Raw genomic sequence first — 24,958 nt, 5'->3', positions numbered from 1 at the left:
CCGGTGGTCGGGGAGGTCAGGACCGGTGGACGTCGATGTCGCCGTAGTTGGTGTGCGCGTGCACCTCGGCGACCGTGTCGGTGCTCTCGGGGCCTTCGGCGGCGGTCAGGGAGCTGCGCACCACCCCGAACTTGGAGTTCAGGTCCAGCCAGGCCGCGGTGCCCTCGGCGATGCCGGCGCTGATCTTGCCGTGGCCGCTCTCCAGGCGGACGGTGCCGCGCACCACCTCGCCGACCTGGATCCGGCCGAAGGCGGTCTTGGCGGTGAGGCCGGCCGTCGCGCGGCCGATGGTGACGTCACCGGAGGCGGTCTTCACCTGCAGGTCGCCGGCCGCCTCGCCGAACGCGATGGCGCCGTTGGACGACTTGGCCGTGCCGGGGCCGTCGAGGTAGCCGATCCGGACCGCCCCGTTGGAGGTGGTCGCCTCGGCGGGGCCGGTCACCCGCTCCACGAAGATGTGGCCGTTGGAGGTCTTGGCCTCCAGCGGACCGGTCTCCTCCAGGCGCAGGTCGCCGTTCATGCTGTGCACGACCGTCTCGCCGAGGACGCCGGTGGCGATGATCTCCGCGGCGGCCTTGGCCTCGACGCGGGACCCGGCGGGCAGGTCGACGGTCACGTCGATGGACCCGCGCCACGGCAGCAGGTGCCCCAGGGCCTTGGGCCTGGGGCCCTTGACCAGCAGCCGACCGCCGGAGAACTCGACGACCGTCCGCTCGGCGACCTGCACGCTCGCCTCGACGGACGGGTCGCTCGGGCGCACGTCCACCACGGTGTCGGTGCGGTCGCCGGCGTGGAGGCGAACCAGGCCGACGTACATGTCGATGTCGAGGATGATCGGTTCGGGTGTGTCGAAAGCGGGCATGGCGGAGCCCTCCTCATGGGTCCGGTGGTGCTTCCCGGCCTCGGGGCCGGGCGAAGGGTGGTGACGAGCGGCGGGCCGGGGCTAGCGGACCCAGCCGGTGTAGCTGCGTCCGCCGTGCGCTTGCTGCGCCGCTCGGCCGGGGGCAGGACTACGGGGCCCGGCGCCGGGCTCGAACGCGGCGGAGATCGCGCGGACCAGCCAGGCGTTGACCGAGATACCCTGCCGTCCGGCCGCCTCCTCGACGCGCAGCTTGAGGTGCTCGGGCAGCCGCAGGGTCATCCGCGCGGTGCCGCCCTCCTCGCCGGACGGCGCGGCGGCGGTCGGGACGGCTTCGGATGCCGGCTCCGGTGCGGGTTCCGGCGGGGCGGCCGCGTCCTCCGAAGTCGGTGGGCCGGGCTGCGGTGGCGTCACGACGAACGCGGGGTCGCCGCCGCGCAGCCGCACGTCGACCGAGCCCGGCGCGAGATCGCGGGTGATCTCGTCCGCCGCGGCCGACAGCGCCTCGAGCAGGGTGAGCCTGGTGGCCGATTCGAGGACGCCGGTGAGGCGCTCGGCGAGCGCGCGGGCTTCCGGGCCGCCCGCCTCGGCGGCGACGGCGAGTTCACGGCGCAGGCTCTCGACATACGGCATCAAGTCCATGCCACCACTATGACGTCATTATGACGTCACGTCAACTGCCGCTACGACGTCACGCTGGTTCGGTGTGACGTCAGAGCAGGTCAGTCGGGACATCACCCCAGGTCGGCTCCGGTCGTCTGGGTGCCGTCGTGGACCCAGATAAGGCAGTCGTGCCAGGTGTCGCGTTCGGGATCGTGATGGGTCCGGGTGCGGCAGTGCCGTGGAATGCGTTGCTCGAACCGGTAACCGACGCGCTCGGCCAGCCTCAGGGAGGGCTCGTTGCCGGGACGGATCTCCAGCCAGAGCCGGGGAACGGCGAGTTCGGCGTGGGCCCAGTCGGTGGCGGCGAGCACGGCTCGGGAGGCGATGCCCTTGCCTCGTTCCTCCGGCCGCAGCCAGTACGCGAGTTCGATGCCGCCCGGACGCTCCGGGATCAGGCCGACCGCGCCGAGGAGTCTCCCGCCCCGCAGGACGCCCAGGCTGAACTGGCCTGGCATGGCGGGATCCCAGGCGGCCAGCGCCGCTTGCGCGTCGCCGAGCGAGTGGGGACCGAGCGGGCGATCTCCCCAGAGGGACCGGCCCGTTTCCGTGCTCGTCGCCTCGACCAGCAGAGCGGCGTCGGCGACGTCCAGGGTGCGGAGCCGCAGGCCGCCATCGCCGAGATCGAGGTCCACGGATCGCGTTGAGCGCCTCACAGGCTCTTGATCAGCCTGGTGAGTCCGAGCTCGCGGGCCGTTCGCGCGGCGATCCCGGTCAGCTCCTCGGCTTCGGCGCCCGGCGGAAGCGCGGCGGCGTAGGACGCCGCGGCGGCGGTCTGCGGGCGGGCGCCGAGCGCGGCACGCAGGTGGCACGACCTGCGCAGGCCGTCGATCTTCCAGAAGAACCTGTCGGTCAAGATCTCTGCCCGCAGCGCCGTCGTGGCGGTCGGCGGCGACTCCAGGGCCAGGTCCCAGAGCCCTGCACGCTTCAGCGTTCGCGCGGTACTCGCCGCGGCATTGTAGGCGGTGTTCTTGTTCATGACGCCTACTATCGCTGGGAGGTTGGTAGGCGGTAAAGGTGGCTACGTCGCCTACGTAGCTGAAACTCCTCCTTTGGCGGGCACCACATCGCGGGGGCGGACCCGATGGACAGGTTTGCGAACCACATGGTTCACTTGAAGGAAGGAAGCGAGTCCGTCCATCGGAGGCAGGCATGCGGACGTCCGTACGGCGCGAGAAGATCCGGTTCGACAGCGGCGGCGCGCAGTGCGCGGCCTGGCACTATCCGAGCGCGAACGGCGGCTGCGTGGTGATGGCCGGCGGGTTCGGGGTGACCAAGGAGCCGGGCACCGACCGGTTCGCGGAGCGGTTCGCCCGGGCCGGGTTCGGCGTGCTGGCCTTCGACTACCGGCATCTGGGGGAGAGCGGCGGGCTGCCGCGCCAGGTCGCGCGGGTGGGGGAGCAGCTGGCGGACTGGCGGGCCGCGATCGGCTTCGCGGCCTCGCTCCCGGACGTCGACCCGAGCGCGGTCGCGGGCTGGGGGTTCTCGCTGTCGGGCGGGCATCTGGTCCGTGTCGCCGCGCGCGAGCAGGGGCTCGCGGCGGTGGTCGCGCAGACGCCCGCGGTCGGCGGGTGGGCGGCCTCGCGCAACGCTACGAGTCACCAGACTCCGGCGGCGTTGCTGCGGCTGTTCGCAACGGGCATCGCCGACGCCGTGGGCGCGGCGGCGGGCCGGGCGCCGCGGACGGTGCCGCTCGCGGCGCCGCGGGGACGGGTCGGGGTCCTGTCGACGCCCGACTCCCTGGACGGCCCGCGGGCGCTGGACCCGGACGGCCGGCACGGCGTCGCGCGGCAGGAGATCGCGGCGCGGTCGGCGCTGCGGTTCGCGCTCTACGAGCCGGGGCGTGCGGCGCCGCGGGTGCGGTGCCCGGCGCTGGTGGTGGTCTGCGAGCAGGACATGGCGGCGTATCCGCCTGCGGCGGTCCGCGCGGCGCACCGGATGCCCCGCGCGGAGGTGGTCAGCGTCCCGGGCACGCATTATGCGCCGTTCCTGGAGCAGCACGAGCGGGTCGTCGAGGCGGAACTGGAGTTCCTGATCCGGCACCTGCCCGTGGCGGGGTGAGGGACGGGGGCCGCAGGCCCGGCCTCCACCGTCAGGAAGGAGCGACGGTGGAGGCGGTGACGGCCTCGGGTGGGGGCGGTCAGCGGCCGGCCCTCATCCGGGCGCCCCTGCATCGGGCGCGGCGGCTCAGGCGGTGGGGGCGCCGGTGACGCGGCGCTCGCCGCCGTTGCGCTCCTGCCAGAACCGGTACACCTCGACGGCGTCCTCGCGCTCCTCGTGGCGCATCGGCAGCCGGCGCTCCTGCCAGGGCTTGGCGAACTCGTCGTAGAAGGTGTCCAGCTCGAAGTACTTGCGGTCATCGACGTAGTGGGGCTCGTAGGCGTCGCGGGTGGTGAGGAAGACGACCTCGTCCGGCGAGCAGTAGTACAGCGATCCCAGGCACATCGGGCAGGGGTGGGCGAGGACGTAGATGGTGGTGCCGGTCAGGTGCTCGGTGCCCAGCTTCGTGCAGGCCTCGCGGATCGCGAGGATCTCCGCGTGCGCGGTGGGGTCGCTGGTCTGGGCGACCTTGTTGGGGCTCTCGGCGAGGATCTCGCCGTCCTTGACGATGACGGTCGCGAACGGGCGGCCGCCCTCGGCGACGTTCTGGCGGGCGATGTCGATGGTGCGCTGGACGAAGTCCATGAAGGGTCCTCCGAAGGGCGGTGTCGGGTCAGAAGGGCTTGGTCGGCAGGTACTTGCCGTCCAGGGTGATGACGGCGCGCTCGCCGCCCTCGGGGTCGGCGACCTTCTTCACGTCGAGCCTGAAGTTGATCGCGGAGATGATGCCGTCACCGAACTCCTCGTGGATCAGGGCCTTGAGGGTCGTGCCGTAGACCTGGAGCATCTCGTAGAAGCGGTACATGGTCGGGTCGGTGGGGATCCGGTTCGGCATCGAGCCGCGGACCGGGATGGTCTGCAGCAGCGTCGCCGCGTCGTCGTCCAGGCCGAGCAGCTCGGCCACGGCCTTCGCGGACTTCTCCGGGAGCGGGTGCTGGCCGAGCACGGCGGCGGTGGTGAAGGCCACCGACAGGCCCGAGGCCTGGGCGATCTGCTTCCAGGACAGGTCCTTGATGGTCTTCGCCTCGACGGCCTTGGCGGCCAGGGCCTCACGAGCGGACTGCTCGAACTGTGCGTGCACCATGATCAGTACGTCCTTCTCTCAGGTGGGCCACTTCACGGGCAGGGCTGCGGGTGCAGTGGCCGGGTGGGTGGATGCGGGGCTCCAGCGGGCTGACGCGGGCGGGAGCCCCGGGCCGGGTGGGTCAGGCCGCGAGTGCGGCGCCGCCGGTGGTGAGGTCCTCGACCCGGCCGGTCGCGATGTCGTAGACCCAGCCGTGCAGGGCGGCCTTCTCCTCCGCCAGGGCCTTGGCGACCGAGGGATGGGTGGCCAGGTTCGCCAGCTGCGCGAGCACGTTCTGCCGGACCAGGGCCGACACGCCGCCGCCGGCGGCGGTGCGGGCCACCGAGGCGTCGGCGAGCCGGAGCCAGGAGGCGACGGCCGGGGCGCCGCTGAGGTCGTGGCCCTCGGCGAGGGCGGTCATCGCGCCGCACGCGGAGTGGCCGCAGACGACGATGTCCTTCACGCCCAGTGCGGCGACGGCGTACTCGATGCTCGCCGCGACCCCGTCGGCCCCGGGGGCGTGCGCGGGCACCAGGTTGCCGGCGGTGCGGATGACGAACAGCTCGCCCGCCTCGGCTCCGGTGATCAGCTCGGGCACGACGCGGGCGTCGGAGCAGCCGATGAACAGCGTGTGCGGCGAGTGATGCGCGGCCAGATGGGCGAAGAGCTCCGCCTTGGCCGGGAAGACGTCCCGCTGGAAACGGGCGACGCCCTCGGTGAGGTCCTGCATGGTCACTCCCTCCGGATGGTGGTCGGCTCTTGTGGCCTGGCGAAATCCACTATGCATGACCTGCATCTATAGTGTCCAAGAGTTGTTAGGTATAGAACCCATTGGTGGCGTCTATAGTTTGTTTCATGGCCGTTCTCGAACTACGTCACCTGCGCTATCTGCTCGCCGTGGCCGAGCAGGGCAGTTTCACCCGCGCCGCCGAGGAGTTGCACATCTCCCAGCCCACGCTCTCCCAGCAGATCAAGCAGCTGGAACGGACCCTGGGCGTGCCGCTGCTGGACCGCACCGGCCGCACGGTGCGGCTCACCGACGCCGGAACCGTCTACGCCGACCACGCCCGGCGCGCACTGCGCGACCTGGCCTCCGCCGAACGCGCCGTCCACGACGTCCAGGACCTGTCCCGCGGTCACCTGCGCCTGGGCGTCACCCCGACCTTCACCGCCTACCTCGTCGGCCCGCTCACCGCCGAACTCCACGCCCGCCACCCCGGCATCGGCCTCACGCTGACCGAGACGACCCAGGACCGCGTCGAGGCGGCGTTGCTGGCCGACGACCTCGACCTCGGCATCGCCTTCGCCGGCGCCCACCTGCCCGGCGTCACCGCCACCGCCCTGTTCACCGAGACCCTCAGCCTCGTGACCGGAGCCCCGCGCGCGCGGGCGATGCCCGGTCCCCTACCGGTCCGGGCCTTGAAGGACGAACGACTCGCCCTGCTCAGCGGGGACTTCGCCACACGCGGCCACATCGACGCCTACTTCGCCCACCACCGGGCCGCCCCGCGGATCACGGTCGAAGCCAACTCCATCCAGGCCCTCACCGAGATCGTCCAACGCACCCATCTGGCCACCGTCCTGCCCGATGCCATCACCCACGACCACCCCCACCTGACCCCCGTCCCCCTGGACCCGCCCCTGCCCACCCGCACCGTCGCCCTCCTGCACCGCGAGAACGCCTACCAGAGCGCCGCCACCCGGGCCTTCACCCGCCTCACCCACGACCTCGTCCGCACCCGCGGCTACACCCCGCCTCCGTGAGCCGCCGTTGAGGGGTTCGTTCGCGGCAGCCGAGGCGCCCTGACGGATTCGCCGCCGATCGATATTCTCAACGTTGAGATATGAGGAGGCGGCGATGGCGGACGCGGTGGACGACATCCTCGCGCAGTGGGCGCGGGAGCGGCCCGACCTGGACGTGTGGCCGATGGGGATCGTCGGCCGGATCTCCCGGCTGCAGATGCTGCTGCACCGGGAGCTGCGCGGGTTCTTCGCCGAGCGGGGGCTGGAGAACTGGGAGTTCGACGTGCTGGCGACGCTGCGCCGCTCGGGCGCCCCCTACGAGCTGACCGCGGGCGCGCTGCTGCGGGCGGCGATGGTGACCTCGGGGGCGATCACCAACCGGATCGACCGGATGGAGGCCAAGGGGCTGGTGGAGCGGGTCCGCGACGCCGGGGACCGGCGGTCGGTGCTGATCCGGCTCACCCCGCGGGGCCTTGCGGTCGTGGACGAGGCGGTCGGCGCGCACGTGGCGAACGAGGCGCGGCTGCTGGCCGCGCTCGGCGCGTCCGGGCGGGAGGAGCTGGCGGGCACGCTGCGGCTGCTGCTGGAGTCGCTGGGCGACACCTCCCGTTCCTGAACAAGCGCGCGGTTCAGGGGCCGGTGAGCGGCCGGGTCGCGCGGGTGATCCGGTCGGCGATGGCGGCGAGGTGGGCGGCCAGTTCGGGCGGGTCGAGCAGGGTGTAGTCGACGTCCAGGAGCGCGATGCGGTGCGCCAGGTACCGCAGGGAGCCCGAGCGGGTGTGCAGGTGGCAGCTGCGCTCGTCGACCGGTTCCAGGACGCCGTGCCAGGCGGTGACGTGCCGGGCGGCCTCGGCGATGGGGGCGTGCAGCAGCAGGCGGGCGCGGATGGCGCCGGAGCCGCCGGCGAGGTTGTCCATGGCCCAGGCGGCGGGGTCGGCGCCGCCGGGCAGGGTGCGGGTGGGGGCGCGGACGCCGGTGCCGTGCGGGTCGGTGATGCGGTCGGCGCGGTAGGTGCGCCAGTCGGCGCGGTCCTCGTCGTGGGCGACCAGGTACCAGCGGCGGGCGGCGGTGACGAGCCGCTGCGGCTGGGCGTGCCGGCGGCTCTGGGTGCCGTCGGCGGTGGTGTAGGCGAAGCGGACGTTCTCGCCGGCGACGCAGGCGGCGGCGAGGACGGCCAGGACGGCGGGGTCGGCGGCGGGCGGCGCGTCGCCGGTCGGCGGGAGCGGGACGGCGGCCCGCGCGAGCGCGGTCACGCGGTGCCGCAGCCGCTTCGGCAGGACCTGCTCGAGCTTGGCGAGGGCGCGCTGGGAGGCGTCCTCGATGCCGGTGACGGCGCCGGCGGTGCGCAGGCCGATCGCGATGGCGGTCGCCTCGTCGTCGTCGAGCAGCAGCGGAGGCATCGCGGTGCCGGCGGTGAGCCGGTAGCCGCCGGTGCTGCCGTGCACGGCGTGGACGGGGTAGCCGAGGGTGCGCAGCCGGTCGATGTCGCGGCGGACGGTGCGGTCGGTGACGTCGAGCCGGTCGGCGAGTTCGGCGCCGGTCCAGTCGCGGGGCGTCTGCAGGAGGGACAGCAGCCGCAGCAGCCGTCGGGAGGGATCGCGCATGGGTTCCATCCTGCCGTCCTATTAGGACGTTCACTGACCTAATGGGCTCCTAGCGTGGTCGTTGTCGGGGCCGGAGGACGTCCGGTCCCCCTGGTGGACGGAGAACGACATGCTGCGTGGACTGGCGACGATCAGCTTTTTCGCCGACGACGTGGAGGCGGCCGGCGGCTGGTACACCGAGCTGCTCGGGGCGGCGCCGTACTTCCGCGTCCCGGGCCCGGACGGCGGGGCGGTCTACCTGGAGTTCCGGATCGGGGACCACCAGCACGAGCTGGGGCTGATCGACGCGCGGTTCCGTCCCGGGGCGGCGGGGTCGGGGGAGCCGGGCGGGGCGGTGGCGTACTGGCACGTCGACGACCTGGAGGGCGCGGTGCGGCGGCTGGTGTCGATGGGCGCCCGCGTCCACGAGGAGATCACCGAGCGCGGGGAGGGCACGGGGTTCGCGACGGCGTCGGTCGTGGACCCGTTCGGCAACGTGCTCGGGGTGATGACCAACCCGCACTACCTGCAGATGCTGGCGTCGCGGTGACGGCGGGCCGGGCCGGGTCCCGGCCCGGCCCGCCGCCTGCCGGTCAGTCGCGTCCGATGTAGGCGCGCAGGTGGCGGGCGGTGCGGGTGTCGGCGCCGGCGACCAGGTCGGCGGGGGTGCCGGTGAACACGACGCGGCCGCCGTCGGCTCCGGCGCCGGGGCCGAGGTCGATGATGTGGTCGGCGTGGGCCATGACGGCCTGGTGGTGTTCGATGACGATGACGGTGTTCCCGGCGTCGACGAGCCGGTCGAGCAGGCCGAGCAGCTGGTCGACGTCGGCCAGGTGCAGGCCGGTGGTGGGCTCGTCGAGGACGTAGACGGCGGCGTCGCCGGCCATGTTGACGGCGAGCTTGAGGCGCTGGCGCTCCCCGCCGGACAGGGTGGTGAGGGGCTGGCCGAGGGTGAGGTAGCCGAGGCCGACGCCGGCGAGCCGGTCCAGGACGGCGTGGGCGCGGCCGGTGGGGAAGAACTCGCGGGCCTGCTCGACGGGCATCGCCAGGACCTGGCTGATGTCCTTGCCGCGCAGGGTGTAGGCGAGGACATCGGCGGTGTAGCGGCGCCCTTCGCACTTCTCGCAGACGGCGGCGACGCCCGCCATCATCGCCAGGTCGGTGTAGATCAGGCCGATGCCCTTGCAGGCGGGGCAGGCGCCTTCGGAGTTGGCGCTGAACAGGGCGGCCTTGACGCCGTTGGCCTTGGCGAACGCGGTGCGGACGTGGTCGAGCAGGCCGGTGTAGGTGGCGGGGTTGCTGCGCCGGGACCCGCGGATGGCGGACTGGTCGACCACGACGACGCCGTCGCGTCCGGGCAGCGCCCCGTGGATCAGGGAGCTCTTGCCGGATCCGGCGACGCCGGTGACGACGGTGAGCACGCCGAGCGGGACGTCCACGTCGACGCCCTGCAGGTTGTGCAGGTTCGCGCCGCGGATCGGCAGGTGCCCGGCCGGGGTGCGGGGCCGTTCGCGGAGCCGGGCGCGGTGGTCCAGGTGGCGTCCGGTGAGGGTGCCGGAGGCGCGCAGCCCGGCGACGTCGCCGGTGTAGCAGACGTGCCCGCCGGCGGTGCCGGCTCCGGGGCCGAGGTCGACGACGTGGTCGGCGATCGCGATGGTCTCGGGCTTGTGCTCGACGACCAGGACGGTGTTGCCCTTGTCGCGCAGCCGCAGCAGCAGGTCGTTCATCCGCGCGATGTCGTGGGGGTGCAGCCCGGCGGTGGGTTCGTCGAAGACGTAGGTGACGTCGGTGAGGGACGAGCCGAGGTGGCGGACCATCTTCACGCGCTGCGCCTCGCCGCCCGACAGGCTGGGCGACTCGCGGTCCAGGCTGAGGTAGCCGAGGCCGATCTCCACCAGCGAGTCGAGGGTCTCGCGCAGGGTGGCGACCAGCGGCGCGACGGACTCGTCGTCGATCTTGGCGACGAACTCGGCGAGGTCGCTGATCTGCAGGGCGGCGCAGTCGGCGATGTTCAGCCCGCCGATGCGGCCGGCGAGCGCGGCGGGGTTGAGGCGGGCGCCGCCGCAGGCGGGGCAGGTGGAGAAGGTGACGGCGCGGTCGACGAACGCGCGGATGTGCGGCTGCAGGGAGTCGCGGTCCTTGCCGAGGTAGAGCCGCCGCACCTTCACCAGCAGGCCCTCGTAGGTGGTGTTGAGGCCGTGGCTCTGGATCTTGGTGGCGGGCTTGTCGAGGAAGTCGTCCCACTGGGCGGGGGTGTAGTCGCGCAGTTTGGCGTCGGGGTCGAAGAGCCCGGACTCGGCGAGCACCTTCCAGTACCAGGAGCCGACGGCGAAGCCGGGGACGGTGACGGCGCCCTCGTTGAGCGACAGGTCGCGGTCGAGGAGCTGGTCGAGGTCGACGGCGGTGGTACGGCCGAGGCCCTCGCATTCGGGGCACATGCCCTCGGCGCTGTTGAAGCTGTAGGCCGAGGACGTCCCGGCGCTCGGTTCGGCGAGGCGGGAGAAGATGATCCGCAGCATGGTGTGGGCGTCGGTGGCGGTGCCGACGGTGGAGCGGGAGTTGGCGCCCATCGGCTCCTGGTCGACGATGATCGCCGCGGACAGGTTGCGCAGCGCGTCGACGTCGGGGCGGGCGGGGCTGCCCATGAACGACTGCAGGAACGCGGTGTAGGTCTCGTTGATCAGCCGCCGTGACTCGGCGGCGATGGTGCCGAACACCAGCGACGACTTGCCCGAGCCGGACACGCCGGTGAAGACGGTGAGGCGGCGCTTGGGGATGTCGAGGTCGACGCCGGCGAGGTTGTTCTCGCGGGCGCCGCGGACCTCGATGACGTCGTGCCGGTCGGCGGCGGCCGGACCGGATCCGGTGCTCGGGGCGGTGCTCGTGGTGGTGCCGGTGGTGGGCGGGAGGGGCATGCGTCGTCCTCGCAGCGGCTTGATAGCTTATGGTGTAAAGAGATCGCGGAATGAAACAGTTTACGGCATACGGAGTTGTTCGGTGACCGTCTTCGCGGGACAGGGCGATCCGCGCCGCTCGATGGACCTGCTGTGGGGCCGCCCCGACGCGGCGCCGCCCGGTTCGGGGCCCGCGCCGCGTCCCGGGCCGAGGCCGGGGCTGAGCGTGGCGGCCATCGTGGACGCGGCGATCGCGGTCGCCGACGCCGAGGGGATGGCGGCGCTGTCGATGCGCGCGGTCGGCGAGCGGCTGGGCCGCACGGCGATGGCGCTCTACACCTACGTTCCGGGCAAGGCCGAGCTGGTGGACCTGATGTACGACCGGGCGCTGGCGGAGCTGCCGCCGTCCTATGAGGTGTCGGCGGGGTGGCGGGCGGCGCTGCAGGCGTGGGCGGACGACGGCTGGGCGTTCTACCTGCGGCATCCGTGGGTGCTGCAGGTGTCGCAGGCGCGTCCGGTGCTGGGGCCCAACGAGTACGGGGCGCTGGAGGCGCTGCTGGGGGTGCTCGCGGCGACGGGCCTGGACGCGCGGGGGGTGCGGCGGGCGGTGGCGACGCTGTCGGGCGTGGTGCGGGGCGCGGCGCGGACGGTGGCGGAGTCGCGGCGGGCGGTGCGGGCGACGGGCCTGACGGAGCAGCAGTGGTGGCACGGGCGGACCGAGGCGCTGCTGCGGGCCGCGCCGGGGTTCGCCGGGCGGTTCCCGCACGTGGCGTGGCTGGACGCCGAGGGCGCCCCCGACGTGCGGGAGGACGCCGAGGCGGCCGGCGGGGCGTCGTATCTGGAGCGGGCGGCGCGGGAGGCGTTCGAGGGCGGGCTGGAGATCGTGCTGGACGGCATCGAGGCGGCGATCGCCCGCCGGACACCGCCCGGCTGATTTCGCCTGCCGCGGGTGGCGGGGCGGCGTGAGCGAGGTCTCGGGGCCGTCCTGTCACATTCGAGGGGGCCGGGGCCCTCATCCTGGTATGGACACTTTTTCAATCGCGCCGCCCGGGCGGGCGGCGGCGGCCGGGCCCGGTGGTGGCCGGGCGGCCGCGGGCATGCTCGGCCTGGCGGGGCCGGCGTTCGTGGACGCGTTCGCGCGTGCGGGGCATGCGGCGTTCCGCCGGGATCTGGAGCGGCTGGCGGCGGCAGCGGCGGCGGGCAGGGCGCATGCGCCGCTGGTGCGGGCGGGCTGGGAGAACCTGAAGGAGCAGCTGCGCCTGCATCACGAGCTGCAGGAGGGCGCGCTGTGGCCGCGGGTGGAGCGCGCGGTCGCGGGGCACAGCCCGGAGCTGGGGGTGGTGGCGGAGCTGCGTGCGGAGTACGTCGGGGTGGGGCCGCTGGTGGCGGTGCTGGACGCGGTGCTGGAGGACGGCGTCCGCGAGGAGGTCGTGTCGGCGGTGCGGGGGCTGCGGGCGGCGCTGGAGGTGCATCTGCGGCATGAGGAGGCGGGCGTGCTGGCGCTGGCGCGGCGGGTGCTGGGCCCGGCGGACTGGGCGGGGTTCGCGGGCGACGCGGTGGCGGCGTGCACGGCCGCCGGCGGCGGCAGGTGCGGTGAGGGGACGGTGCCGTGGATGGTGGACGGGATCGCGCCGCTGGAGCGCAGCCGGTTCCTGACGGCGCTGCCGCGCGAGGTGCGGGAGCTGAACCGGCTGCGGTGGGAGCCGCGCTACCGCAGGCGCCGCCTGTGGAGCGTCTGACGGCCTCCAGGGGACGGGGTCACCAGGGGACGGCGGCGACGCTGACGTGCCGGTCGGCGGGGTTGTAGTACGACATCAGCAGCGCGTCCGGGGTGCTGAGCTCGGGGTGGCCGATGAAGGCGCGGCATTGGTCGTTGCCGGTGCCGCCCGAGCAGGGGACGCTGCCGCCGCCGGCGGGTCGCCAGGGTCCTTGCGGGGCGGGGGCGCGCCACAGCCGGAACCCGCCGTGCAGGCCGAGCTGCTCGATGAGGACGAGACCTTTGCCGGCGGCGGTGTAGTCGGCGACATGGACGGCGGCGGGCGCGGCGCCGGGGGCGACGGTCTGGGCGCGGGACGCGTCGGGCGTCCACCCGCCGGGCGACCAGTACCGGTAGGCGGACGGGTCGCGCCAGGCGGCGGGGTCGGCGGGGACGCGGGCGAGGGTGACGCGGCCGGCGGCGCAGGCGCCGATGGTCCAGGTGTCGCACGTCGACCCGTACAGGTAGAGGTGACCGTCGCGCAGGACGGGGGAGCCGAGGGTCAGCTGGAACGGCAGGCCGCCGGGGACGGTGAACACGCGGGTCTGGCCCTGCGGGGTGCGGCTCGCGGGCCGGTAGGCGGCGATGCCGTAGCCCTGCGCGGCGATGGTGAGGCCGTGGACGCACACGTCGGTGTAGGTGAGCAGGACGGTCCCGTCGCGGTGGAGGGGGACGGCGCCGGAGATCCAGGAGGCGCTGTAGGCGGTGCCGGGGATGTGGCAGGGGGCGCCGCCGGGCAGTTGGAGGCCGGGCGGGGTGGCCAGCAGCGCCTGCGGCGGCCGGTCGGCGGGCGTGCCGGCCTGCGGGGTGCCGGGGGTGGGGAGTTCGGTGAGGTCGGTGGGGACGCGTGCGGGGGCGGCGGTGCCGGTGGCGGCGGTCGCGCCGAGCCACAGGCCGGGGTGGGCGCCCTTCCAGGTGGAGTCGCAGAACAGCCAGAGGCTGCGGTGGCCGGGCAGCGGGGCGCTGTAGCCGCAGTCGCGGTCGATGGTGTTGCCGGGCGCGGCGGTCTCGTAGCGCGACAGGACGCGGGCGGGTGGTGCGGCGCCGGGCGGGTGCGCGGGGCGCTGGTGCAGCAGGACGGCGACGATCGCGGCGGTGGTCAGCAGCGCCGCGGCGAGGAGCGCGGCGGGTGGCGCCAGGGCGCCGCGTCCGCGTCCGGGCTGTGCGGGCGGGGCCGCTGGTGCGGGGCGGGCCGTGCGGTGGTCCATGCGGCGGCGGCTCCTCTCCCCGTGCGGCGGTTTGCGGGTGTCAGGGTCGCGCGCCGGTGCGCGCGGCGGCAACCCGGCGGCTACTCGGCAGTGACTCGGTGTGGACGCGGGGCCGGGTCAGAAGCGGGCGGTGAGCAGGGCGAGGACGGCGACGCCGGCGGTGAGCCAGGCGGCGTAGTCGCCGATGTGGCCGGAGTGCAGGGCGTGCAGGCGCCCGGCGGCCGCCGCTGCGGCGCGCGCGAGGACCCCCTCGCCGCCGGTGCGTTCGGAGGCGCGGCGCCGCACCGCGTACACGGCGATCAGCGCGGCCAGCAGCACGGTGACCAGGAACCCGGCGACGCCGGAGGCGGTCCAGGGGTCGGCGGGGGTGGAGTGGGGGTGGGGGACGCGGCCGTCCAGCACGAGGCCGGCGTAGCCGTCGCGGTCGGTGAACATCGCGGCGGCGGCGCCGACGGGCCCGCCGGGGATCAGCCCGGCCAGCAGCGCGGCGATGAGCAGGGCGAGGCCGGGGGTGACCATCGTCCAGGGCAGTGTGCGCAGGGTGGGGCGGGTCTCGGGGTCCTCGTGGCCGCCCTCGCGGTGGTCCTGCCCGCCGTGGTCGCGTCCGTCGCGGGCGGGGTCCTCCTCGGCGGGGGTGCCGCGGAACACCCCGAGCCAGACGCGCAGGACGGCGCCGGCGGTGAGCGCGGACGCGACGACGGCCAGCGGGGTGAACCACCACCAGCCGAGTTCCTCGGCGGCGTGCTCGGTGACGGCGTGCCCGGCGAACAGCCCGGACGGCGGCAGCCCGGCCAGGCCGAGCGCGCCGAGCAGGAAGGTGGCGCCGGTGACGGGCATGCCGCGGCCGCGGCCGCGCAGTTCGTGCTCGTCGACGGTCTCGTGCCGGTTGAGCAGGGCGCCGGCGGCCAGGAACAGGGCGCCTTTCACGCCGGCGTGCCCGGCGAGGTAGTAGGCGGTGCCGGCGAGGGCGCCCGGTCCGTGGGCGGCGACGCCGACCAGCAGCAGCCCGACGTGGCTGATGGTGGAGTAGGCCAGCAGCCGTTTGATGTGGTGCTGCAGGACGCACATGACGGCGCCGAGCAGCGCGGCGGCGGCGCCGAGGACGGCGATGGCGCGCAGCGGGACGAGCCCGGCGAACGTCGCCCAGTAGGTGCGGGCGATGCCGTAGACGCCGAGCGGCACCATGATGCCGGAGAACAGCACGCAGACGGGGGTGGGGGCGACGGCGTGGGCGTCGGCGAGCCAGAAGTGGAAGGGGACGGCGGACGCCTTCACCAGGTAGCCGGTGCAGATCAGCACGAACGCGGCGGTGACCAGGGCGTCGCCGTGCCCGCCGCCGGTGCCGGCGAGGGCGCGTCCGGCGGTGGCGAGGCCGAGCTGCCCGGTGCGCGCGTACACCAGGGCGATGCCGGCGAGGGTGAGGTAGGCGCCGATCGACTGGATGATGCCGAAGTTGAGGGCGCCGTGGACGGTGGAGGGCTCCTCGGAGCGGTAGCCGGTGAGCGCGAACGCCACGACGCTCATCAGCTCGAAGAACACGAACGCGTCGAACAGGTCGCCGGTGTAGACGTAGGCGACCATCGCCGCCAGGAACAGCAGCATGAGGGTGTGGAAGATCGCCTGGATCTCGGTGAAGAACCGCCAGGAGAACAGCAGCGCGGCGAGGGTGAGCAGGGCGGTGATGAGGGCGAGGCCGGCGGCGAAGGGGTCGGCGACCAGGGGGATGCCGACGTCGGTGGCCGGTCCCCAGCCGCCGAGCCAGCTGACCTGCGCGTGGTGGGGGGCGCGGGTGAGGGTGAGGGCGGCCAGCGCGGCGACGGCGGCGACGGCCAGGACGGCGGCGACGTCGACGGCCAGGCGGGGCAGCCACCGTCCGGCGGTGGCCAGCAGCGCGGCGACCAGGACGGGGACGGCGACGGTGAGCTGCAGGATCACGATTCCAGCGACCTCAGCTCGTCGGGGTCGATGGTGCCGCGGCGTTTGGCGACCTGGACGGCCAGGGCGAGCAGCAGGGCGGTGACGGTGGCGCCGACGACGATGTCGGTGAGGGTCATGGCCTGCACGACGGGGTCGGTGACGGGGCGTCCGTGGGGCGGACGGTCGGAGAAGACGGGGGCGGTGGCGCCGTAGCGGTAGCCGATCGCCAGCAGCAGCACGTAGGTGCCGGACTGGGTGACCGACAGGCACACCACGGCGTGGATGAGGTCGCGGCTGGTGACGACGCCGTACAGGCCGGCGATGACGATCCAGCCGGCGGCCAGGTAGGGCAGGTGGCTCACGAGGTTCCCCCGGGTGGTTCGCGTACGAGCAGCGCCTGTTCGAAGAACTTGCCGATGAGCAGGACCAGCGCGCAGCCGACCTCGACGCCGACGGCGCCGTTGAGGGCGGGGACGGCGCCGGCGGCGGCCAGCGCCATCGCGACGAACACGCCGGCGGCGAGCGCCTCGGTGGACTCGAACACCGGGATGGGCCGCAGCCGCTGCAGGGCGGGGTAGTCGCCGGCGAGGTAGAGCAGGTGGACGGCGGTGCCGAGGATGACGCCGCCCTGGAATCCGCCGCCGGGCGACTGGGCGCCGTGCGCGATGATGTAGACGCCGATCAGCAGGGTGACGGGCAGCAGCAGGTACCCGACGATGCGCAGCGCGTCCGACACCTCGGCGGGGCCGTGCCGGTGCGCGGCGCCCTGGTCCTCGGCCTCCTTGCCGACGACGCGCAGCAGCACCACGGCGCCGATCGCCGACGCCATCAGGATCAGTTCCTCGCCGATGGTGTCGAAGGCGCGCTGGTCGAAGTTGACCGAGGAGATGGTGTTGGTGGTGGACTCGCGCAGGGCCTGGTGGACGGCGCGGTCGCCGTAGGGGTGCACGGCTCCGCCGAAGTGCGGCAGGTCCAGGGCGCCGGCGGTGAACAGGGCGGCGGCGCCGGCCGCGCCGGCGGCGAACAGCAGGGTGCGGGCGCGGGCCCTCATGAGGCGTCCTGCCCGGTCGCGCCCTGCCCCGCCCGGCCGCCCTTGCTGTCGCCGTCGGTGGTGTCGGTGGTGTCGTCGTCGGGGCGGTGGTCGTCCTCGCCGGTGTCGCCGCCCTTGCGGTAGCGGCGGGTGGCGTGCAGGGCCAGGACGACGATGAGCGGGACGACGACGGTGCCGACGCCGATCTGCGACATGGCGACGTCGGGGGCCTGCAGCACCAGGAACAGCACGCCGAGGACCATCCCGTAGCCGGACAGGACGATGGCCTGGCGGGCGGGGTTGCGGGTCAGCACGACCGCGGTCGCCATCAGGACGGTGAGGGCGAGCGCGGTGAGGACGAGCGCGTCGGCGAGGGCGCCGGAGAACGGGTCGCTCACGGCGCCTCCGTTTCGGGCGGGCCGCCCTCCCGGCCGCCAGGGTTGTCCGCTGCGTCTGCTTTGTCGGGGGTGGTGCGGGCGACGGCCTGCCCGGCGGTGACGACGGTGGCGGGGCCGGTCGCGGCGAGCAGCACCCCGATCACGGCGATCTTGACGACGTCGTGCCAGGACGACCAGGGCCGCAGCGCCAGGCCGGCCAGCAGCAGCGGCGCGCCGAGCGCGGTGACGGGCGCGACGGCGTGCAGGCGGCCGGCGGCGCCGGAGGTGGCGGCCAGCCGCAGCCCGGCCAGGACGCAGACGGCGGTGCCGGCCCAGGTGAGGGTGTCGGCGAGCAGGCTCATCGCGGTGGGGTCCCCTTCACGGCTTCTCCTGTTCACAGGGTCCGGCTGAAGAACCGGGCGAACACCAGCGCGCCGGCGAACGACAGCAGGGCCAGGACGAGGGCGACGTCGAGGTAGGCGGGCCGCCCGTAGGCGGAGGTGAGCAGCACCAGCACGAGGGTGACCAGCGGGCCGGTGACGATGAGGCCGGCGAGCCGGTCGACGGGGCGGCCGCGCAGGGTGGTCAGCAGCGCGGGCAGCACGGCGGCGGCCAGCAGCACCAGGGCGGGGACGGCCAGGCTCATCGCGCCTCCCGGACCAGGCCGGTGTCGCGCAGCCGCCGCTCGAACGCCGACGGGGCGCGGCCGAGGCGGTGGACGTGCAGCAGGCCGCGCTCGGGGTCGACGCCGCCGACGAAGGTGGCGGGGGAGGTCGACACCAGCAGGGTCGCGGTGCCGCGGTTGGCGGCGCCGGGCGCGACGGCCAGCGGCGTCCAGGTCCCGCCGGAGGCGCCGAGGACGGCGACGCGGGCGCTGTCGGCGACGATCTGGGCGGGCAGCCGCGCCAGCGGCGGCAGCAGCCGGGCGGGCGGGACGGGCCGCGCGCCGGGGGCGAGGTCGGCGGCGGGGCGGCGGGTCCCGGCGGGGTCGTGGGCGGTGCCGGTGGTGAACAGGGCGCGGCGCCCGGCGGTCGCGGCGGCGGCGCCGAACGCGGCGACGACGGCGCCGACGGTGATCTCGATGATGTCGATCGTGGAGATCAGCGCCAGGTAAAGCGCGAACAGGGCGGCCCACCAGGCGAGCGGCTCGGCGGCGCGGCGGGCGGGCCCGCTGCGCATCAGCGGGACGGTGCGCGCGGCGTGCGGTCCGGCCGGCGGCAGCCCGAGCGGCCCGTCGGGCGGTCCGGCCGGTGGTTCGGCCGGTGGTTCGCCGGCCGGTTCCTCGGGCGGCTCGGGGGCGGGTGGCGTCATGCGTTCCGCATACCCGAGCGCACGGTTCCAACCGTGATCGTCGGCACCGGCGCACCGCGCCCGGGCTCCCGCGCCGCCCGGCCCGCGGCCGTCCGGGACCGGGCGGGGCGCGCGCCTGGGGATGTTTGCGTGCGCCCGGCGGGGTAGGCCGCGCTACGGACCGTCCGGCACGCGGCACCTGCGAGGGAGGGACGGAGATGACCAGGTTCGGGTACTTCCTGTCCAGCGAGGAGCACCTCCCCGGCGAGCTGGTGCGGCAGGCGCGGCTGGCCGAGCAGGCCGGGTTCGAGGCGCTGTGGATCTCCGACCACTTCCACCCGTGGCTGGACGTGCAGGGCCAGGCGTCGTTCGTGTGGTCGGTGGTCGGCGCGATCTCGCAGGTCACATCGCTGCCGATCGGGACCGCGGTGACGTGCCCGCTGGTGCGCACCCACCCGGCGATCGTCGCGCAGGCCGCGGCGACGTCCGCGCTGCTGACCGGCGGCCGGTTCACCCTCGGCGTCGGCACCGGCGAGTTCCTCAACGAGCACATCATCGACTCGCGGTGGCCGCCGGCGGCCGAGCGGCTGGACATGCTGGAGGAGGCCGTCGCGCTGATGCGGCGGCTGTTCACCGGCAAGCTCGTCACCCACCGCGGCGAGCACTACCGGCTCGACACCGCCCGGCTCTACTCCGTCCCCGACGAGCCCCCGCCCATCTACATGTCGGGGTTCGGGACCAAGGCGACGACGCTGGCGGGCCGGATCGCCGACGGGTTCATCTGCATGATGCCCGACGCGGACCTGGTGAAGGTGTTCCGCGACTCCGGCGGCGAGGGCAAGCGGGTACAGGGCGGGCTGAAGGCGTGCTGGGCGCCGGACGAGGCGCAGGCGCGGGCGACGGCGCTGCGGCTGTGGGCCAGCGACTACCTGCCGGGGGAGGCGAACCAGCTGCTGCCGCAGCCGCGGCAGTTCCGGCAGCTGGCGGAGCTGGTGACCGAGGACATGGTCGCCGAGCGGGTGCCGTGCGGCCCCGACCCCGAGGTGCACGCCCGGGCGCTGCGCGCCTACGCCGACGCCGGGTACCAGGACGTGTTCGTCACGCAGATCGGGCCCGAGCAGGACGGCTTCTTCGACTTCTACTCCCGCGAGGTGCTGCCGCGCGTGCGCGGCTGACGCCTTTCGCGGCCCCCGAGATCCCCCTGATGGAAGGAATGAGGATGAACACCCCCTCGGTGCCCGGCAAGGGCTCTGGACAGATGAGCAAGAACGCCGTGCGGGCCGGCACCGCCGCGACCGGCAAGGCGACCGACAAGGCGTCGGGTGCCGCGTCGGGTGCGGTGTCGGGCACGGCGTCCGGCGCGAAGTCGGCCGCCGGGACCGGCGCGGGCACGGCCCGCGCCGTCGGCGAAGGCGCCGGCCAGGTGGCCGGGCAGGTCGGCGGCCAGGTGGCGGCGCTGCCGGGCCGGGTCGCCGGGCTGGCGAAGCTGCTGACGCTGCGGCGGCTGCTGCGGGCGGCGCCGGTGGTCGCGGCCGCGGGCGCCGGCATCGTGATCGGCCGCCGCACCAAGCACTGACCCCGAGCACCGCGACCCCGAGCACCGGCCCGAGCGCCGACACCGTGCGCCCGGCCCTGCTCGCAGACGCCCCCGGGACCGTCCACCGCGACGGGCCCGGGGGCGTCGCATGCCGCTTGACCGGCGCCTGACCGAAACCGGAATGCCCGTTTAGACAGGTCGAGGCGGGTAGAGGGGTGCATGAACGTTTTCCCCCGGACAAGGAGATGACATGACTGGGCCGATCGCCCAGCAGACCTCGGGCACCAGCACCGTCCAACGCGGCGGTTCCGGCAGCAGCAGCCTCGCCGACGTCGTGGACCTGATCCTGGAGAAGGGTCTGGTCATCGACATCTACGCGCGGGTGTCGCTGGTCGGCATCGAGATCCTCACGGTGGACGTGCGGATCGTGGTGGCCAGCGTGGACACCTACCTGCGGTTCGCCAAGGCGGTGAACCGGCTCGACATCGCCCACGACGGCACCTCGCAGGGCCTGCCGCAGTTCGTGGAGGGCATGCAGGAGTCGGGCGCGAAGAAGAAGACCAGGGGCGCCCTTGAGGGCGCCGGCGAGCGGCTGAAGGAGACCTTCGGCGGCGGCTCGGACGACGACGAGGAAGAGGACGGGGACAAGCAGCCCGCGCGGCGCCGGTCGTCCCGCAAGAAGGAGGACGACGAATGACCTCCCCGAACGAACCCGGCGAGGACAGGACCCCCCAGTACGTGTACGGGGTCACGCGCACCGGCGCGTCCCTGCCCGACGGCGTCGCCGGCCTGGACGACCGGCCGGTGACGCTGGTCGAGGACGGCGGCCGCTGCGCCGCCGTCGTCAGCGACCTGCCCGCCGGGCGGCCGCTGGGCGAGCGCGCCGACCTGGTCGCGCACCAGCGGGTGCTGAACGCGATGCTGGACGCGGGCCTGGTGGTGCTGCCGTTCCGGTTCGGCGCCGCGCTGTCGGACCGCGCCGCCGTCCGCAAGGAGCTGCTGGAGGGCAACTCCGACCGGCTCGGCCAGGTCATCGACCAGCTCGAGGGCCGGGTGGAGCTGCGGCTGAAGGCCACCTACGTGCAGGAGACGATCCTGCGGGAGATCATGCGGGACGAGCCGGAGGTCGCCGAGCTGTCGCGGCGGCTGCGCGACGTCCCCGCCGACGTCGCCGACGCCGTCTACTACGACCAGGTCCGCCTCGGCGAGCTGATCGCGCAGGCGATGGACCGGCGCCGCGACCACGACGGCCAGGCGCTCCTGGACGCCGCCGCCCCCGCGGCCGAGGCGTTCGTGCGCAAGACCCCGGCCCGCGAGGAGGACGTCCTGGACGCCTCGTTCCTCGTGCGCGCCGAGCACCGCGAGGAGTTCGAGAACGCCGTCGAGCGGCTCGGCAAGGCGCACACCGACCGGGTCCGGCTGCGGCTGATCGGGCCGCTGCCGCCCTACGACTTCGTCCCGGAGGCGTGATGGGCCTGTTCACCGGCCTGGTGACGCTGCCGCTGGCGCCCGTGCGCGGCGTGGTGTGGCTGGCGGAGGTGCTCACCGAGCAGGCCGAGCAGGAGCTGTACGACCCGGGGCGGATCGCCGCGGAGATGCAGGAGATCGCCGACCAGGTCGCCGCGGGCGAGATCGGCGAGGACGAGGCCGCCGCCCGCGAGGAGGAACTGATCGCCCGCCTGCACGAGGGCCGCGCCCGCGGCCTGTAGCGGCGCGGCGCGTGAAGGGAGGCCAGTGATGATGTCGGCGTCGGAGGCCGCGAAACGGGCGGCCGAGCACGTGACCGCGATGACCGGGCGCGCCGCCGAGAGCGTCGTCGGGCTCGAGCGGGCCGGCGAGGACGGCTGGCGCGTGTGCGTGGAGGTGGTGGAGACCCACCGCATCCCCGACTCCGCCGACATCCTCGCCATCTACGACACCGAGGTCGACGCGGACGGCGAGCTGGTGTCCTACCGGCGCGTCCGCCGCTACCCGCGCGGCCGAGTGGAGAGGGACTGAGGACCATTGAGCGAGATCTCCTGGACCGGCTCGCGGGGGCCCGCCAAGTCGATGGCGGGGGAGCGGCAGTCGGCGAACCTGGCCGACCTGCTGGAGCGGATCCTGGACAAGGGCATCGTGATCGTCGGTGACGTCCGGGTGAACCTGCTGGACATCGAGCTGCTGACGATCAAACTGCGGCTGCTGGTGGCCTCGGTCGACCGCGCCCGGGAGATGGGCATCGACTGGTGGGAGCACGACCCGTCGCTGTCGTCCAAGGCCCGCACCGAGCAGTCCGGCCGCGACGGCGACGGGCGCGTGGAGGGCGGCGCCGACCGGGAGCTGCTGGAGGAGAACCGGCGGCTGCGCGAGCGGCTCGCCGCCCTGGAGGCCGGCGACACGTCCGGCGCGCCGGGGGCCGGTGACGGCGCGGGCGGCCGCGCCGAGCAGAAGGAGGGGGGATCATGACCGACCACCGCACCGCCGGCGACGCGCTCGCCGTGTACCTGTACGGGGTGGCGCGGGGCCTGGACCCCACCGCGCTGGACGGCGCCGCCGGCGTCGGCGGCGCACCCGTCCGCACCGTCCCGGCCGGAGAGCTGACCGCGCTGGTCAGCACCGTCCGGCTGGCGGAGTACGGCGAGGCGGCGCTGCGCGAGAACCTGGAGGACCTGGCGTGGCTGGAGGCGACCGCCCGCGCCCACCACGAGGTGGTGGACCGGGCGGCGCACGCCGCGCCGACCGCGCCGGTGCGGATCGCCACGATCTACCGCGACGACGCGCGGATCGCGCAGGTCCTCGCCGAGCAGGGCGACCGGTTCGCCCAGGCGCTGGACCGGGTGGCCGGCCGCGCCGAGTGGGGCGTCAAGGCCTACGCGCACCGCGAGGCCCTCGAACCCGCCGAGCCCGCCGAGCCGGCCGGGCCGGGGTCCGGGTCGGCGGGGGCGGGCACGGCGTACCTGCGGCGCCGCCAGGACGAGCGGCGCCGCCGCGCCGACGCGGGCCGCCGGGTGAGCGAGCGGGCCGGGGAGATCCACGACCGCCTCGCGGGCCTGGCGGTCGCCTCCCGCCACCATCCGCCGCAGGACCCGAAGCTGTCGGGCCGCGACGGGGTGCAGATCCTCAACGTCGCCTACCTGCTGGAGGACGGCGACGCGCCGGCGTTCGCCGACGCCGCGCGGGCGGCGGGGGAGCGGTACGCGGGCATCGAGGTGGAGGTGACGGGGCCGTGGCCGCCCTACTCCTTCATCGACACCGCCGACGTCGGCACCGCCGAGCCCGAGTCGGCACCGGCCGCGGCCGGTGCGGAGGGGGCGGTGCGGTGACGGCCGTCCTGGACAGCGGCCGCGACGCCCCGATGGAGCGGATCGCGCTGGTCGACCTGCTGGACCGGCTGCTGGCCGGCGGCGTGATGATCACCGGTGACCTGGTCATCTCCATCGCGGAGGTGGACCTGGTGCGGGTGTCGCTGCGCGCGCTGGTCACCTCGGTCGGCAACGAACTGCTGCGCGGCGACGAGCTGCTGCGCGAGGAGGAACTGTGAACCCCACGCCCCGCGACCCCTACACCGGCCCCGGCCCCGGCCCCCGTCCCGGCCCCGGTTACGGATACGGGCGCGGCGGGGAGCGCGCGCCGGTGTCGGGCGAGGTGTCGGTGCGCGATCCGGCGGCGGGCGACCCGCTCACCGACGACATCCTCGCCGGACGCACCGGCGGCGCATCCGCGGACGCCCCGGTCCGCGCCACCCGCGCGTCCGCGCACGCCGAGGCGCTGCGGGAGCGGTCGTCGCGCACGATGCAGCGGCTGCGCACCGACCCCGAGACCGTCGAGCGGGACCTGGTGAAACTGGTGCTGACGCTGGTGGAGCTGGTCCGGCAGCTGATGGAGCGGCAGGCGCTGCGCCGCGCGGAGGGCGGCGACCTCACCGACGAGCAGATCGAGCGGCTCGGGCTGGCGCTGATGCGGCTGGACGAGGCGATGACCCGGCTGAAGGACCACTTCGACCTGGAGGACGGCGACCTCAACCTCGACCTCGGGCCGCTGGGCCCCCTGCTGCCCGAGTGACCGCGCCGCCCTCGCCCACCGCCCTCACCCGCCGGGGTTGACGGCGGTGCCCTTGAAGAAGGTGTAGTGGAACGTGCCATCCTCGCCGGAGGTGCGGCGCAGGCCGGCGATGCCGCGGTCGAACTCCTCGCCGGTGGTGAGGCCGGCGGCGACCGCGTCGTCGCGGACGGCCTCGACCATCGCGGTGAAGGTGTTGCGGGTGAACCCCTCCACCAGCGCCGGGCGGGTCCGGTCGGCGTACACGGTGCGGGGCCGCACCGTGACCCGCCTGTACCCGGCGGCGGTCAGCAGGGGGTGCAGGCGCCGTCCGATGAGCGCGTCGCCGCCCGCCGCGGCCTGCAGCCGCACCTGGTGGCCGATCGCGGCGCGGGCGGCGGCGCTGTCGGGGTGGAAGAACGCCGATCCGTGGTCGCCCTCGATGACGGTGAGGGTCCCGCCGGGCCGCAGGACCCGCCGCAGCCCGGCGAGCGCGCCGGCCGGGTCGGCGAGGTGCTCCAGGACGAAGCAGACGAACACGTGGTCGAACGCGGCGTCGGGGAACGGCAGGTCGTGCAGGTCGGCACGCAGCCACCGGACCCGCGCGCGGGGGAACCGCGCCGCGACCCGCTCGCGCGCCTGCGCCAGCGACGCGGCGGACACGTCGACGGCGGTCAGCCGCACGCCGGGGGAGGAGCCCAGCAGGTGGACGGTCTGGGCGCCGACCCCGCAGCCCACCTCCAGCACGCGGGCGCCCGGCGGGTAGGCGGTGCCGCCCTGTCCCTCGGCGCCGCCTGGCCCGTCGGCGGGGCCGTGCAGCAGCGCGGCGAGGGTGTCGGCCTGATCACCGAGCCGCCGCGTCTCGTGCGGGGAGTATCCGTGGACGTAGCCGGGCGCCTGCCCGGGTGAGGTCGCTGTTTCCAT

34 protein-coding genes are annotated in these 24,958 nt (G+C 74.6%); 16 read left to right on the top strand and 18 right to left on the bottom strand.

Features of this window, described 5'->3' with window-relative positions:
* Positions 1–16: 16 nt before the first annotated feature.
* From J4709_RS25430 to J4709_RS25415, 4 genes are all read right to left on the bottom strand, one after another.
* Positions 17–862 carry a DUF4097 family beta strand repeat-containing protein gene (locus J4709_RS25430; protein ID WP_208244296.1) on the bottom strand — a complete coding sequence of 282 codons (846 nt, stop codon included), beginning with the start codon at positions 860–862 and terminating at the stop codon, positions 17–19.
* Between the two features lie 81 nt (positions 863–943).
* A complete protein-coding gene (locus tag J4709_RS25425; RefSeq protein WP_208244295.1) occupies positions 944–1,501 on the bottom strand; it encodes a toxin-antitoxin system HicB family antitoxin in 558 nt (185 codons plus the stop codon).
* A 92-nt stretch (positions 1,502–1,593) separates the two neighbouring features.
* Positions 1,594–2,154, bottom strand: coding sequence for a GNAT family N-acetyltransferase (locus J4709_RS25420; RefSeq protein WP_208244294.1), 561 nt, complete (start codon positions 2,152–2,154; stop codon positions 1,594–1,596).
* A 17-nt stretch (positions 2,155–2,171) separates the two neighbouring features.
* Entirely contained in the window at positions 2,172–2,498 is a 327-nt protein-coding gene (locus J4709_RS25415; protein ID WP_208244293.1) for a hypothetical protein, read from the bottom strand.
* Between the two features lie 173 nt (positions 2,499–2,671).
* Between J4709_RS25415 and J4709_RS25410 the strand changes: the two genes are divergently transcribed.
* The gene (locus tag J4709_RS25410; RefSeq protein ID WP_208244292.1) at positions 2,672–3,580 is read left to right on the top strand and encodes an alpha/beta hydrolase; all 909 of its coding nucleotides are present in this window, start codon (positions 2,672–2,674) and stop codon (positions 3,578–3,580) included.
* A gap of 126 nt (positions 3,581–3,706) precedes the next feature.
* On the opposite strand, the gene J4709_RS25405 is transcribed toward J4709_RS25410, so the two are convergent.
* The 3 genes from J4709_RS25405 to J4709_RS25395 form a co-directional block, all read right to left on the bottom strand.
* On the bottom strand, positions 3,707–4,204 hold the full coding sequence (locus J4709_RS25405; protein WP_208244291.1) for a nucleoside deaminase: 498 nt from the start codon (positions 4,202–4,204) through the stop codon (positions 3,707–3,709).
* A 28-nt stretch (positions 4,205–4,232) separates the two neighbouring features.
* The gene (cynS, locus tag J4709_RS25400) at positions 4,233–4,703 is read right to left on the bottom strand and encodes a cyanase (protein ID WP_208244290.1); all 471 of its coding nucleotides are present in this window, start codon (positions 4,701–4,703) and stop codon (positions 4,233–4,235) included.
* 121 nt (positions 4,704–4,824) lie between these two features.
* Positions 4,825–5,412 carry a carbonic anhydrase gene (locus tag J4709_RS25395; RefSeq protein ID WP_208244289.1) on the bottom strand — a complete coding sequence of 196 codons (588 nt, stop codon included), beginning with the start codon at positions 5,410–5,412 and terminating at the stop codon, positions 4,825–4,827.
* Between the two features lie 125 nt (positions 5,413–5,537).
* On the opposite strand from J4709_RS25395, the gene cynR reads away from it, so the two are divergent.
* Entirely contained in the window at positions 5,538–6,446 is a 909-nt protein-coding gene (cynR, locus tag J4709_RS25390) for a transcriptional regulator CynR (protein ID WP_208244288.1), read from the top strand.
* Positions 6,447–6,540: 94 nt separating this feature from the next.
* Positions 6,541–7,041 (top strand): MarR family winged helix-turn-helix transcriptional regulator, encoded by a 501-nt coding sequence (locus tag J4709_RS25385; protein WP_208244287.1) that lies wholly within the window; start codon positions 6,541–6,543, stop codon positions 7,039–7,041.
* A gap of 13 nt (positions 7,042–7,054) precedes the next feature.
* Here the strand turns inward: J4709_RS25385 and J4709_RS25380 are convergent, their stop codons facing one another.
* Entirely contained in the window at positions 7,055–8,029 is a 975-nt protein-coding gene (locus tag J4709_RS25380) for a helix-turn-helix transcriptional regulator (protein ID WP_208244286.1), read from the bottom strand.
* 109 nt (positions 8,030–8,138) lie between these two features.
* Between J4709_RS25380 and J4709_RS25375 the strand changes: the two genes are divergently transcribed.
* Positions 8,139–8,558, top strand: a complete 420-nt coding sequence (locus J4709_RS25375) for a VOC family protein (RefSeq protein WP_208244285.1) — start codon at positions 8,139–8,141, stop codon at positions 8,556–8,558.
* Between the two features lie 43 nt (positions 8,559–8,601).
* On the opposite strand, the gene J4709_RS25370 is transcribed toward J4709_RS25375, so the two are convergent.
* A complete protein-coding gene (locus J4709_RS25370; RefSeq protein WP_208244284.1) occupies positions 8,602–10,923 on the bottom strand; it encodes an ATP-binding cassette domain-containing protein in 2,322 nt (773 codons plus the stop codon).
* An 82-nt stretch (positions 10,924–11,005) separates the two neighbouring features.
* Here J4709_RS25370 and J4709_RS25365 point away from each other — a divergent pair, with 82 nt between their 5' ends.
* Together J4709_RS25365 and J4709_RS25360 are read left to right on the top strand one after the other, a co-directional pair.
* Complete coding sequence (locus tag J4709_RS25365) at positions 11,006–11,836, top strand: TetR/AcrR family transcriptional regulator C-terminal domain-containing protein (protein WP_208244283.1); 831 nt, start codon at positions 11,006–11,008, stop codon at positions 11,834–11,836.
* A gap of 88 nt (positions 11,837–11,924) precedes the next feature.
* The gene (locus J4709_RS25360; RefSeq protein ID WP_208244282.1) at positions 11,925–12,641 is read left to right on the top strand and encodes a hemerythrin domain-containing protein; all 717 of its coding nucleotides are present in this window, start codon (positions 11,925–11,927) and stop codon (positions 12,639–12,641) included.
* Between the two features lie 19 nt (positions 12,642–12,660).
* Here the strand turns inward: J4709_RS25360 and J4709_RS25355 are convergent, their stop codons facing one another.
* The 8 genes from J4709_RS25355 to J4709_RS25320 form a co-directional block, all read right to left on the bottom strand.
* On the bottom strand, positions 12,661–13,866 hold the full coding sequence (locus J4709_RS25355) for a glycoside hydrolase family 183 protein (RefSeq protein WP_208244281.1): 1,206 nt from the start codon (positions 13,864–13,866) through the stop codon (positions 12,661–12,663).
* A 117-nt stretch (positions 13,867–13,983) separates the two neighbouring features.
* On the bottom strand, positions 13,984–15,801 hold the full coding sequence (locus J4709_RS25350) for a complex I subunit 5 family protein (RefSeq protein ID WP_208244280.1): 1,818 nt from the start codon (positions 15,799–15,801) through the stop codon (positions 13,984–13,986).
* Positions 15,798–16,145 (bottom strand): sodium:proton antiporter, encoded by a 348-nt coding sequence (locus J4709_RS25345; RefSeq protein ID WP_208244279.1) that lies wholly within the window; start codon positions 16,143–16,145, stop codon positions 15,798–15,800. The genes J4709_RS25350 and J4709_RS25345 overlap by 4 nt, the downstream gene beginning before the upstream one ends.
* Positions 16,142–16,834, bottom strand: coding sequence for an MnhB domain-containing protein (locus J4709_RS25340; protein ID WP_208244278.1), 693 nt, complete (start codon positions 16,832–16,834; stop codon positions 16,142–16,144). Before J4709_RS25340 ends, J4709_RS25345 begins: the two co-directional genes overlap by 4 nt.
* Positions 16,831–17,211, bottom strand: coding sequence for a Na(+)/H(+) antiporter subunit B (locus J4709_RS25335; protein ID WP_307801535.1), 381 nt, complete (start codon positions 17,209–17,211; stop codon positions 16,831–16,833). Before J4709_RS25335 ends, J4709_RS25340 begins: the two co-directional genes overlap by 4 nt.
* The gene (locus J4709_RS54895) at positions 17,208–17,552 is read right to left on the bottom strand and encodes a monovalent cation/H(+) antiporter subunit G (RefSeq protein WP_208244277.1); all 345 of its coding nucleotides are present in this window, start codon (positions 17,550–17,552) and stop codon (positions 17,208–17,210) included. The genes J4709_RS25335 and J4709_RS54895 overlap by 4 nt, the downstream gene beginning before the upstream one ends.
* 32 nt (positions 17,553–17,584) lie before the next feature.
* Positions 17,585–17,836, bottom strand: a complete 252-nt coding sequence (locus J4709_RS25325) for a monovalent cation/H+ antiporter complex subunit F (protein WP_173092737.1) — start codon at positions 17,834–17,836, stop codon at positions 17,585–17,587.
* On the bottom strand, positions 17,833–18,501 hold the full coding sequence (locus J4709_RS25320; protein WP_208244276.1) for a hypothetical protein: 669 nt from the start codon (positions 18,499–18,501) through the stop codon (positions 17,833–17,835). The genes J4709_RS25325 and J4709_RS25320 overlap by 4 nt, the downstream gene beginning before the upstream one ends.
* Before the next feature lie 197 nt (positions 18,502–18,698).
* Here J4709_RS25320 and J4709_RS25315 point away from each other — a divergent pair, with 197 nt between their 5' ends.
* The 10 genes from J4709_RS25315 to J4709_RS55730 all read left to right on the top strand — a co-directional run bounded on the left by J4709_RS25315 (position 18,699) and on the right by J4709_RS55730 (position 24,058).
* Positions 18,699–19,655, top strand: a complete 957-nt coding sequence (locus J4709_RS25315) for a TIGR03557 family F420-dependent LLM class oxidoreductase (protein WP_208244275.1) — start codon at positions 18,699–18,701, stop codon at positions 19,653–19,655.
* 44 nt (positions 19,656–19,699) lie between these two features.
* Entirely contained in the window at positions 19,700–20,056 is a 357-nt protein-coding gene (locus tag J4709_RS25310; protein ID WP_208244274.1) for a hypothetical protein, read from the top strand.
* A gap of 211 nt (positions 20,057–20,267) precedes the next feature.
* Positions 20,268–20,714, top strand: a complete 447-nt coding sequence (gvpJ, locus tag J4709_RS25305) for a gas vesicle protein GvpJ (protein WP_173092731.1) — start codon at positions 20,268–20,270, stop codon at positions 20,712–20,714.
* A complete protein-coding gene (locus J4709_RS25300) occupies positions 20,711–21,487 on the top strand; it encodes a GvpL/GvpF family gas vesicle protein (protein ID WP_208244273.1) in 777 nt (258 codons plus the stop codon). The genes gvpJ and J4709_RS25300 overlap by 4 nt, the downstream gene beginning before the upstream one ends.
* Positions 21,487–21,726 carry a gas vesicle protein GvpG gene (locus tag J4709_RS25295; protein ID WP_208244272.1) on the top strand — a complete coding sequence of 80 codons (240 nt, stop codon included), beginning with the start codon at positions 21,487–21,489 and terminating at the stop codon, positions 21,724–21,726. Before J4709_RS25300 ends, J4709_RS25295 begins: the two co-directional genes overlap by 1 nt.
* A gap of 28 nt (positions 21,727–21,754) precedes the next feature.
* Positions 21,755–22,015 (top strand): gas vesicle protein GvpO, encoded by a 261-nt coding sequence (gvpO, locus tag J4709_RS25290; protein ID WP_151543836.1) that lies wholly within the window; start codon positions 21,755–21,757, stop codon positions 22,013–22,015.
* A gap of 51 nt (positions 22,016–22,066) precedes the next feature.
* Positions 22,067–22,462, top strand: a complete 396-nt coding sequence (locus J4709_RS25285) for a gas vesicle protein (RefSeq protein ID WP_208244325.1) — start codon at positions 22,067–22,069, stop codon at positions 22,460–22,462.
* A complete protein-coding gene (locus J4709_RS25280) occupies positions 22,459–23,319 on the top strand; it encodes a GvpL/GvpF family gas vesicle protein (RefSeq protein WP_208244271.1) in 861 nt (286 codons plus the stop codon). The genes J4709_RS25285 and J4709_RS25280 overlap by 4 nt, the downstream gene beginning before the upstream one ends.
* Positions 23,316–23,537, top strand: coding sequence for a gas vesicle protein (locus tag J4709_RS25275; RefSeq protein WP_307801533.1), 222 nt, complete (start codon positions 23,316–23,318; stop codon positions 23,535–23,537). The genes J4709_RS25280 and J4709_RS25275 overlap by 4 nt, the downstream gene beginning before the upstream one ends.
* A complete protein-coding gene (locus tag J4709_RS55730) occupies positions 23,534–24,058 on the top strand; it encodes a gas vesicle protein K (protein ID WP_307801532.1) in 525 nt (174 codons plus the stop codon). The genes J4709_RS25275 and J4709_RS55730 overlap by 4 nt, the downstream gene beginning before the upstream one ends.
* 24 nt (positions 24,059–24,082) lie before the next feature.
* Here J4709_RS55730 and J4709_RS25265 read toward each other — a convergent pair whose 3' ends face one another.
* Entirely contained in the window at positions 24,083–24,958 is an 876-nt protein-coding gene (locus tag J4709_RS25265; protein WP_208244270.1) for a methyltransferase domain-containing protein, read from the bottom strand.

The sequence above is a fragment of the Actinomadura violacea genome, assembly GCF_017573465.1.
Classification (GTDB): domain Bacteria; phylum Actinomycetota; class Actinomycetes; order Streptosporangiales; family Streptosporangiaceae; genus Spirillospora; species Spirillospora violacea.
The sequence above is the reverse complement of the archived record's forward strand: the minus strand, read 5'-3'. Positions and strand labels throughout refer to the sequence as shown.

Excerpts from the sequence above, each read along its gene's own strand:
- J4709_RS25265 (WP_208244270.1), bottom strand. The coding sequence starts at position 24,958 with ATGGAAACAGCGACCTCACCCGGGCAGGCGCCCGGCTACGTCCACGGA.
- cynR (WP_208244288.1), top strand. The coding sequence starts at position 5,538 with ATGGCCGTTCTCGAACTACGTCACCTGCGCTATCTGCTCGCCGTGGCC.
- J4709_RS25405 (WP_208244291.1), bottom strand. The coding sequence starts at position 4,204 with ATGGACTTCGTCCAGCGCACCATCGACATCGCCCGCCAGAACGTCGCC.
- J4709_RS25310 (WP_208244274.1), top strand. The coding sequence starts at position 19,700 with ATGAACACCCCCTCGGTGCCCGGCAAGGGCTCTGGACAGATGAGCAAG.
- J4709_RS25355 (WP_208244281.1), bottom strand. The coding sequence starts at position 13,866 with ATGGACCACCGCACGGCCCGCCCCGCACCAGCGGCCCCGCCCGCACAG.
- cynS (WP_208244290.1), bottom strand. The coding sequence starts at position 4,703 with ATGGTGCACGCACAGTTCGAGCAGTCCGCTCGTGAGGCCCTGGCCGCC.
- J4709_RS25320 (WP_208244276.1), bottom strand. The coding sequence starts at position 18,501 with ATGACGCCACCCGCCCCCGAGCCGCCCGAGGAACCGGCCGGCGAACCA.
- J4709_RS25415 (WP_208244293.1), bottom strand. The coding sequence starts at position 2,498 with ATGAACAAGAACACCGCCTACAATGCCGCGGCGAGTACCGCGCGAACG.
- J4709_RS25340 (WP_208244278.1), bottom strand. The coding sequence starts at position 16,834 with ATGAGGGCCCGCGCCCGCACCCTGCTGTTCGCCGCCGGCGCGGCCGGC.
- J4709_RS25325 (WP_173092737.1), bottom strand. The coding sequence starts at position 17,836 with ATGAGCCTGGCCGTCCCCGCCCTGGTGCTGCTGGCCGCCGCCGTGCTG.
- J4709_RS25395 (WP_208244289.1), bottom strand. The coding sequence starts at position 5,412 with ATGCAGGACCTCACCGAGGGCGTCGCCCGTTTCCAGCGGGACGTCTTC.
- gvpO (WP_151543836.1), top strand. The coding sequence starts at position 21,755 with ATGATGTCGGCGTCGGAGGCCGCGAAACGGGCGGCCGAGCACGTGACC.
- J4709_RS25410 (WP_208244292.1), top strand. The coding sequence starts at position 2,672 with ATGCGGACGTCCGTACGGCGCGAGAAGATCCGGTTCGACAGCGGCGGC.
- J4709_RS25380 (WP_208244286.1), bottom strand. The coding sequence starts at position 8,029 with ATGCGCGATCCCTCCCGACGGCTGCTGCGGCTGCTGTCCCTCCTGCAG.
- J4709_RS25370 (WP_208244284.1), bottom strand. The coding sequence starts at position 10,923 with ATGCCCCTCCCGCCCACCACCGGCACCACCACGAGCACCGCCCCGAGC.
- J4709_RS25360 (WP_208244282.1), top strand. The coding sequence starts at position 11,925 with ATGGACACTTTTTCAATCGCGCCGCCCGGGCGGGCGGCGGCGGCCGGG.
- gvpJ (WP_173092731.1), top strand. The coding sequence starts at position 20,268 with ATGACTGGGCCGATCGCCCAGCAGACCTCGGGCACCAGCACCGTCCAA.
- J4709_RS25300 (WP_208244273.1), top strand. The coding sequence starts at position 20,711 with ATGACCTCCCCGAACGAACCCGGCGAGGACAGGACCCCCCAGTACGTG.
- J4709_RS25375 (WP_208244285.1), top strand. The coding sequence starts at position 8,139 with ATGCTGCGTGGACTGGCGACGATCAGCTTTTTCGCCGACGACGTGGAG.
- J4709_RS54895 (WP_208244277.1), bottom strand. The coding sequence starts at position 17,552 with ATGAGCCTGCTCGCCGACACCCTCACCTGGGCCGGCACCGCCGTCTGC.
- J4709_RS25385 (WP_208244287.1), top strand. The coding sequence starts at position 6,541 with ATGGCGGACGCGGTGGACGACATCCTCGCGCAGTGGGCGCGGGAGCGG.
- J4709_RS25315 (WP_208244275.1), top strand. The coding sequence starts at position 18,699 with ATGACCAGGTTCGGGTACTTCCTGTCCAGCGAGGAGCACCTCCCCGGC.
- J4709_RS25295 (WP_208244272.1), top strand. The coding sequence starts at position 21,487 with ATGGGCCTGTTCACCGGCCTGGTGACGCTGCCGCTGGCGCCCGTGCGC.
- J4709_RS25425 (WP_208244295.1), bottom strand. The coding sequence starts at position 1,501 with ATGGACTTGATGCCGTATGTCGAGAGCCTGCGCCGTGAACTCGCCGTC.
- J4709_RS25285 (WP_208244325.1), top strand. The coding sequence starts at position 22,067 with ATGGCGGGGGAGCGGCAGTCGGCGAACCTGGCCGACCTGCTGGAGCGG.
- J4709_RS25430 (WP_208244296.1), bottom strand. The coding sequence starts at position 862 with ATGCCCGCTTTCGACACACCCGAACCGATCATCCTCGACATCGACATG.
- J4709_RS25280 (WP_208244271.1), top strand. The coding sequence starts at position 22,459 with ATGACCGACCACCGCACCGCCGGCGACGCGCTCGCCGTGTACCTGTAC.